We start from the raw sequence: 7,566 nt of genomic DNA, 5'->3' as shown, positions 1-7,566 counted from the left end.
AATACCGAGCACCCACATCTTATCGGTTGTTCAAATTTTTAAAGAACCGCTGACCAAGCAGCGAAGAAGCGGAATTATGAAGAAGACCAAACAACTCGTCAACCCCCAGAAGCACTCAAATCCAAACGCGCTTCACTTCCCCCTCCAACCCCGACAGCCACAAAAACAACCCGCCGCCGAAGCAAGCCGCGCATTATAAACAGAACCAAAAAACCGTCAACAACTATCGACGGCAATCATCCTGGCGCTGGATTCGATTCACCGCAAGGCGCTCGGCGAGCGGAAGGACCACTCAATAAGGCTGACCGAAACCGCCTGCGGCGAAGTTCTCGAAACGGGTGCACTCGCCGATGAAGGTCATGCGGACCATGCCGGTGGGGCCATTACGATGCTTGCCGATGATGAGTTCAGCCGAACCCTTGTCGGGCGAATCCGGGTTGTAGACCTCATCCCGATAGATGAACATGATGATGTCCGCGTCCTGTTCAATGGCGCCGGACTCTCGCAGGTCGGACATCACCGGGCGCTTGTTCGGGCGCTGCTCGAGGCTCCGGTTGAGCTGGGACAGGGCGATGATCGGCACATGCAGCTCCTTGGCCAGCGACTTGACCGAGCGCGAAATCTCGGAGAGCTCGGATGCCCGGTTGTCGCCCTCACGGCTGCTGGTCATCAGCTGCAGGTAGTCGATAACGATGAGCCCGAGCTTCCCGCACTGGCGCGATAGCCGCCGAGCGCGAGCGCGAAGGTCGATGGGGTTCAGACCAGGCGTCTCGTCGATGAACAGCGGCGCGTCGTAGAGCTTACCCATCGCCGCGGTAAGGCGCTGCCAGTCCTCATCTCCCAGTCGCCCGGTTCTCAGCTTCTGCTGATCGATACGACCGAGCGAGGAGATGAAACGCATCGCCAGCTGAGTGCCTGGCATTTCCATCGAGAAGATCGCGACCGGCAGGCGGCAATCAACGGCGACATGTTCGGCGATGTTCAGCGCGAGCGTGGTCTTGCCCATGGCAGGACGACCCGCGAGGATGATCATGTCTGAAGGCTGAAGCCCTGAGGTCTTCTCGTCGAGATCGACCAAGCCGGTCGGCACGCCGGTCACGTCATGCGGGTTGTCGCGGTCGTACAGCTCCTGGACGCGATCGACTACCTGCTTAAGGATGGGCTGAATGGACACGAAGCCGCTCGCATGGCGCGCCCCGGCCTCGGCAATTTCGAAAACCCTGGCCTCGGCCTCGTCGAGCAAGGCCTTGGCATCCCGCCCGGAAGGATTGAGTGCGCTGGCTGCGATCTCGTCACCGACGGCGACCATCTTTCTTAGAATCGCCCGCTCACGAACGATCTCGGCATAACGGCGGATGTTGGCCGCCGAGGGCGTGCTGTTGGCAATCTCGGCAAGATACGCGAGACCGCCGGCCTGCTCGGCTTCATTATGCTTTTCAAGCGACTCGAAGACGGTTACGACATCGGCCGGTTTGCCGGCATCGATCAGCCGCGCGATGTGCTGGTAGATCCGGCGATGGTCATCCCGGTAGAAATCGGCATCGCCAACCAGGTCGGCAATACGCTCCCAGGCTGCGTTGTCCAGCAAGATGCCGCCAATCAGCGACTGTTCCGCCTCGATGGAATGCGGCGGCAAGCGGATCGCTGCGACTTCACTGTCGAAAGGGGGCGGTCGATTGCTACGAGGAGAGGAAGCCATGGGAATGAGTTCGGTAAGTGAGGGCAGATTCTAACAGTCGCTCGGCACGGACATCACTACCGCACACCACCGGCAGCCTGACCCCAAAGCCGTAGACAAAAAAAACGGGCTGCAGCGCAGCCCGTTTCTCCGAATGCCTGCGGCTGGTTACTGCTGGTCGCCAAGCACCGACACGGTGATGTTGGTCACCACGTCCGAATGCAGCGCAACCGGAACCTCGACGTCGCCGACCTGCTTGATCGGGCCGTCAGGCAGGCGCAGGGCGCTTCGCTCGACGCTGAAGCCGAGGGCTTCGAGCGCTTCGGCGATGTCGGCACTGCCGACCGAGCCGAACAGACGACCGTCGATGCCAGCCTTGCGGGTGATCTGAACCATCAAGCCTTCGAGCTTGCCGGCCATCTCCTGGGCTTCGCCCAGCTTCTCGGCCTGAACGCGCTCAAGGTCCGCGCGACGGGCTTCGAACTCGGCCTTGTTGGCTTCGGTGGCACGCTTGGCCTTGCCCTGCGGGATCAGGAAGTTGCGAGCGTAGCCGTCGCGCACCTTGACGATGTCGCCGAGCGAACCGAGGTTGACGACTTTTTCGAGCAGAATGATTTGCATGGCCGTCTCTCCTTACTTGTGCAGATCGGTGTAGGGCAGCAGGGCCAGGAAGCGGGCACGCTTGACCGCGGTGGAGAGCTGGCGCTGATAGCCGGCCTTGGTGCCGGTGATACGCGCCGGCATCACCTTGCCAGTCTCGGTGATGAAATCCTTCAGCAGGTCGACGTCCTTGTAGTCCACTTCCTCGATCTTCTCGGCGGTGAAGCGGCAGAACTTGCGACGCTTGAACAGACCGCGACCACGGTCATCCTTTTTCTTGAACTTGGACTTGGGTTTGAAAGCCATTTTCGGTTCCTTCCAGAAATTCTATTTCGCTCAGATGCAATACCGGTTTGCGACTGCGCAGGCTCTTTGCTGCCAGAAAACCCACCACTCTGACCGATGCCCCCGGGGGGGCGGCTGCCAGCAGCGCTGCGAGTTCTCCGACCGCCACGGCATCGAGTTCGACCGACACCTCTCTTTCGAGCCCCGCTTCGACCTGCCGTGAGACATGGTGGAGCGTTGCGGCTGCGACCGGCACGCCGGCTGGCGTCCTGCGCAGAGGTTCGACGGTTTCGAGCCGTGCTTGGAGCAACAGTCGGTTCAGACCGGCGCCCGAGGCGGGATCAGGCAGATTCGGCCTCTTTGGACTCTTCGCCGTCGTCAGCGCCGTCGGACGAGCCGGTGGTCAGCGAACGGGCCTTCTCTTCCTTCATCATCGGCGACGCGACGGTCACGGCTGCCTTCTTCTTGACCACGAGGTGGCGCAGGATGGCATCGTTGAACTTGAAGGTGTGCTCGAGTTCGGCCAGCGTCTCGTTGTCGCACTCGATGTTCATCAGAACATAGTGGGCCTTGTGGATCTTCTGGATCGGGTAGGCCAGCTGGCGGCGGCCCCAGTCCTCAAGACGGTGGATCTGGCCGTTACGGCCGGTGACGAGGCCCTTGTAGCGCTCGACCATCGCCGGCACCTGCTCGGACTGATCAGGGTGGACGATGAACACGATTTCGTAGTGTCGCATGCAGACTCCTTGTGGTTGATGACAGCCCCCCGGCATGCGAATGTTCCGGTGGAGCAAGGGAAAGCGCGGGAGTTTAGCATAGTTCAGCGCTGAAAACACTGCTCTTTCAATCGACTGCATGGATCACGGATTGCTCAGCGCGGCCGGGCCTCCCAAACCTTCTGCAAGCGCTTGACACTGACCGGCATCGGCGTCTTCAGCTCCTGGGCAAAGAGGCCCACCCGCAACTCCTCCAGCAACCAGCGGAAGGCCTCCAACTCCGGATCGGCGACACCTGCCTTGAGGCGAGCAATACGTTCCCGCTCGAAGGGACGTGCAAGCGATTGCCACTGGCCCATCAGCTCCGCATCTCTCGCCGGATTGTTGCGCAGCTTGTCGATGCGCACCGACACCGCCTTGAGATAGCGGGGAAAATGCGCCAGACGCTCCCACGGGAAGGCGACCAGAAACGACTTCGGCAGCAGTGCATCAAGCTGAGCGGCGAGGTCGGTCGCCACATCGGGATACCCTTTGAGCCCACCGATACGCTTGCTGACACTCGCGTGCTCGCTCAGGACTTGCCCGACCAGACGCATGAATTCCTGCGCGACCAGACTCAGCCGGGCTCTCGATTCGCCGCAGCGCCGCTCGAAAGCCGCAGCGTCGTTCGGAAGCGGCTCTACGAGACATACGCGGTCGATCGTCGCGGCCACGAGTTGGGCCTTGAGTTCGGCTTCGGTGCCAAACTGGATGAAGGCCAGCGCCAGATCCCGCATCCCCGGCAATCGCTCGATGGCACGGACCTGCTCGCGAAGACAAAGGGCGAACAGTCTCGCAAGGCCTTTGCGATGCACCCGGCTCGCTTCCTCCGGGGTGTCGAAGGGTCTCATCGAGACACTGTCGCCATCATCGTGAAGCGCGGGAAAGCCGATCACTTCACGACCCGCGACCTTGAGTTCGAGCAGCTCCGGCAGCTCACCGAAGGTCCAGGCGGTGAAACCTGCCAGCGCCCCCGTTGGGGCGGTGACGCCCGTTGGCTGACCACCCTTGGGCTGATTACGGCCTTCGCCGGGGGCCGGCTCGGCCGCGGCCTGCTCATCGACAATGCGGGCCGCGCGAAAACGCTCGGTCACCTGCCGCCCATGTCGCGCCCGCAACTCGGCGAGATTTCGCGATTGCCCCAGCACCCGGCCGTGCTCGTCAACAACCCGGAAGTTCATGAAGAAATGAGGCCGCAGGTTCTCCGGGCGGAAGGATTCGAGCGGCAGCTTCAGCGACACCCGTTCCTCCACGAAGCGCTGCAGCGCAACCAGCAACGAAACCGATACATCCACTTCGCCCGCCTCAACGCCTGAGACGAATGCAGCCGCACTGTCGGCAACCGGCTGCAGACGGTGACGATGCTTTTGCGGCACGGTCTTGAGCAGAGCGGCGACCTTCTCGGCGAGCAGCCCCGGCACCAACCACTCGCATCGTTCGATCGGGATCTGGTTGAGCATTGCTAGCGGCACGGTGAGCGTCACGCCGTCGTCGGCCTCGCCCGGTGCATGTACATAGGCGAGCTTGAGCTTCTGCCCGAAGACTTCGAAATGCGCAGGAAAGCGCTCGGTGGTGATACCCTCGGCCTCGTGCCGCATCAGCTGTTCACGCGTCAGGTGGAGCAGCTTCGGGTCCGCCCGCTCGGCCTCGCGGCGCCATTTCTCAAAACCCGCGACGTCGAGCACCTCGGGGGCAATCCTCGCATCGTAGAAGGCCTCGATCAACGCCTCGTCCACCAGCACGTCAGGCCGGCGCGACTTGTGCTCCAGCCGCTCGATCTCGGCGATGAGTTTCTGGTTGTGGCGCAGAAAGGCCATGCCTCGCGCCACCCCTTCCGCGATCTCACCCTGGACCAGCCCTTCGCGGATGAACAGCGTGCGACAAAGCGGGGCATCGATCTCACGGTAGCCGACGCCGCGCCGCGCATAGAGCACCAGGCCATGGAGAGTGCCACGTTCCCATGCCCGCACTGCACCCGAACTCTTGGACCAGTGCGGCTCATAGACCTGACGCTTGACCAAGTGTGCGCCCACCTCCTCGATCCACTCCGGCTCGACGCGCGCCACGCAGCGGCCGAACAGGCGTGACGTCTCGACCAGTTCGGCGCACATCACCCACTTGCCCGCCTTGCGCGCCAGAGCAGAGCCCGGATGCGGCCAGAAACGGATGCCACGCGCGCCGTTGTACCCGCCGCTCAGCTGCCCCCGACCACCCTGTGCCTCTTCGACGCGGCAACCAACGTTGCCGAGCAGGCCGGCGAGCAAGGCCTTGTGGATCGCCTCGTAAGCGGCCGGCACCTGGTTCTCCTTCCAGCCATGCTCGGCACACAGCGTAGCGAGCTGGCCATGCACATCACGCCACTCGCGCATGCGCAGCCACGACAAATGATGCTGCTTGCACCATGTCTTCTGTTTGGAGCCGGATTCGTGGCGAATCACCTCGTCCCAGCTCTTCCACAGGTTGCGGTACCACAGGAACTCGGAATGCTGATCCTGCTCACCCCCGCGAAAACGCGCATGCGCCTGATCGGCCGCACCCGGCGACTCCTGCGGACGCACCCTGGGATCCTGCACCGACAGCGCCGAGGCGATGACCAGCATCTCGGCCAGGCAGCCTCGATCCCGGCCGGCCAGCAGCATGCGGCCGATGCGCGGATCGAGCGGCAGGCGCGCGAGCTCCTTGCCGAGCGGGGTAAGTTCGCGCGCCTCGTCTTCGCCGACCGCGCCGAGTTCGATCAGCAACTGGTAGCCGTCGGCGATCGCACGTGAGTTCGGCGCATCGATGAAGGGGAAATCCTCCACCGAACCGAGTCGCAAGGCCTTCATGCGCAAGATCACGCCGGCAAGTGAGGATCTCAGCACCTCCGGATCGGTGTGCGCGGCGCGGCGCTCGAACTCGGTCTCGTCGTAGAGGCGGATGCAGACCCCATCCATGACCCGCCCGCAACGACCGGCGCGCTGCTTGGCGGCAGATTGCGCGATGTTCTCGACCTGCAACTGCTCGACCTTGTTTCGCACCGAATAGCGCTTGACCCGCGCCAGCCCCGAATCGATGACGTAGCGGATACCGGGCACAGTCAGCGAGGTTTCGGCCACGTTGGTCGCCAGCACCACCCGGCGCCCCTGCCCTGGCGAGAAGATGCGCGCCTGCTCCTGCGCCGACTGGCGCGCGAACAACGGCAGGATCTCGGTGCCGGCGGCGTGGCGGGACTTGCGCAGCGCCTCGGCGGCTTCGCGGATCTCGCGCTCGCCCGGCAGGAACACAAGTGCGTCGCCGGGCCCGCAGGCCTGGACTTCGTCGACCGCGTCGACGATCGCCTCGTACAGATCCTTGTCCCGTGCGCGCTTGCCCTCGCGGGTCTGGGTGGATGCGTCGTCCTCGTCGCCGACCGGGCGATACCGCACTTCGATCGGATACAGGCGGCCGGACACCTCGATGACCGGCGCCGGCCTGCCATCGACCTCGAAGTGCCGTGCAAAACGTTCGGCGTCCAGTGTCGCCGAGGTGACGATGACCTTCAGATCCGGCCTTCGCGGCAGGAGCGTCTTGAGATAGCCGAGCAGAAAGTCGATGTTCAGGCTGCGCTCGTGCGCCTCGTCGACGATAAGCGTGTCGTACGCGGCAAGCCATGGGTCAGCCTGGGTTTCGGCCAACAGAATGCCGTCGGTCATCAGCTTGACGTAGCTCGCCTCACTGACGCGGTCGGTAAAGCGGATCTTGTATCCGACGGTCTGCCCCAGTTCGCTACCCAACTCCTGCGCGATCCGGCTGGCGGTAGCCCGTGCTGCGAGCCGTCGCGGCTGGGTGTGACCAATGAGCCCGGCAACACCACGACCAAGCTCGAGGCAGATCTTGGGTAATTGCGTGGTCTTGCCCGAACCGGTCTCGCCGCAGACGATCACCACCTGATGGGCCGCAATCGCCGCGGCGATTTCATCCCGACGCGCCGAAACCGGTAGTTCGGGCGGAAAGTCCGGAACAGGCAAGCCACCGCGCCGCTGCGCCAGACGCTCGCGGGAGCGCAGCAGCAGGGCGTCCAGCGCCTGTTGCAAGCGTGCGCGACGCTCACCACCAGTCCGCGCCAGATCGCGACTCATGCGTGCGAGACGCGGCCGGTCGGCACTCAGGCAGTCGGAGAAATCGGGCCGCGCAGCGCGCGCCTCGGCAGTGGGTCGTGGCTTTCCAGTAGTCAAGAGCTCGGTCGCTGGTTGCGCATCCGGCGCTGGCCGGAGGATTCGTCAGGAACGG

Annotated in this window: 7 protein-coding genes; 1 reads left to right on the top strand and 6 read right to left on the bottom strand. The window is 63.5% G+C overall.

All coding sequences use genetic code 11. The features are described 5' to 3' along the window. Window positions 1-199 (top strand): hypothetical protein (locus GPA21_RS20600; RefSeq protein WP_211163343.1); only part of this gene is annotated, 199 nt, incomplete at its 5' end. 93 nt (window positions 200-292) lie between these two features. On the opposite strand, the gene dnaB is transcribed toward GPA21_RS20600, so the two are convergent. The 6 genes from dnaB to hrpA all read right to left on the bottom strand — a co-directional run bounded on the left by dnaB (window position 293) and on the right by hrpA (window position 7,415). After that, entirely contained in the window at window positions 293-1,699 is a 1,407-nt protein-coding gene (gene dnaB / locus GPA21_RS04355; protein WP_168986986.1) for a replicative DNA helicase, read from the bottom strand. A 147-nt stretch (window positions 1,700-1,846) separates the two neighbouring features. Beyond that, window positions 1,847-2,299 (bottom strand): 50S ribosomal protein L9, encoded by a 453-nt coding sequence (gene rplI, locus GPA21_RS04350; protein WP_168986985.1) that lies wholly within the window; start codon window positions 2,297-2,299, stop codon window positions 1,847-1,849. A 12-nt stretch (window positions 2,300-2,311) separates the two neighbouring features. Continuing rightward, a complete protein-coding gene (gene rpsR / locus GPA21_RS04345; protein ID WP_168986984.1) occupies window positions 2,312-2,584 on the bottom strand; it encodes a 30S ribosomal protein S18 in 273 nt (90 codons plus the stop codon). Continuing rightward, on the bottom strand, window positions 2,544-2,873 hold the full coding sequence (gene priB, locus GPA21_RS04340; RefSeq protein ID WP_246261760.1) for a primosomal replication protein N: 330 nt from the start codon (window positions 2,871-2,873) through the stop codon (window positions 2,544-2,546). The genes rpsR and priB overlap by 41 nt, the downstream gene beginning before the upstream one ends. Before the next feature lie 31 nt (window positions 2,874-2,904). After that, complete coding sequence (gene rpsF, locus GPA21_RS04335; protein WP_168986983.1) at window positions 2,905-3,300, bottom strand: 30S ribosomal protein S6; 396 nt, start codon at window positions 3,298-3,300, stop codon at window positions 2,905-2,907. A gap of 134 nt (window positions 3,301-3,434) precedes the next feature. Further along, complete coding sequence (gene hrpA, locus GPA21_RS04330) at window positions 3,435-7,415, bottom strand: ATP-dependent RNA helicase HrpA (protein ID WP_168986993.1); 3,981 nt, start codon at window positions 7,413-7,415, stop codon at window positions 3,435-3,437. Window positions 7,416-7,566: the final 151 nt, after the last annotated feature.

The sequence above is a fragment of the Azoarcus taiwanensis genome (genome assembly GCF_012910885.1).
GTDB classification, from domain to species: Bacteria; Pseudomonadota; Gammaproteobacteria; order Burkholderiales; family Rhodocyclaceae; genus Azoarcus_F; species Azoarcus_F taiwanensis.
Note: the sequence above shows the minus strand (reverse complement) of the source record. Positions and strands in the feature narration are given on the sequence as shown.

Excerpts from the sequence above, each read along its gene's own strand:
- hrpA (WP_168986993.1), bottom strand. The coding sequence starts at position 7,415 with ATGAGTCGCGATCTGGCGCGGACTGGTGGTGAGCGTCGCGCACGCTTG.
- rplI (WP_168986985.1), bottom strand. The coding sequence starts at position 2,299 with ATGCAAATCATTCTGCTCGAAAAAGTCGTCAACCTCGGTTCGCTCGGC.
- rpsF (WP_168986983.1), bottom strand. The coding sequence starts at position 3,300 with ATGCGACACTACGAAATCGTGTTCATCGTCCACCCTGATCAGTCCGAG.
- rpsR (WP_168986984.1), bottom strand. The coding sequence starts at position 2,584 with ATGGCTTTCAAACCCAAGTCCAAGTTCAAGAAAAAGGATGACCGTGGT.
- dnaB (WP_168986986.1), bottom strand. The coding sequence starts at position 1,699 with ATGGCTTCCTCTCCTCGTAGCAATCGACCGCCCCCTTTCGACAGTGAA.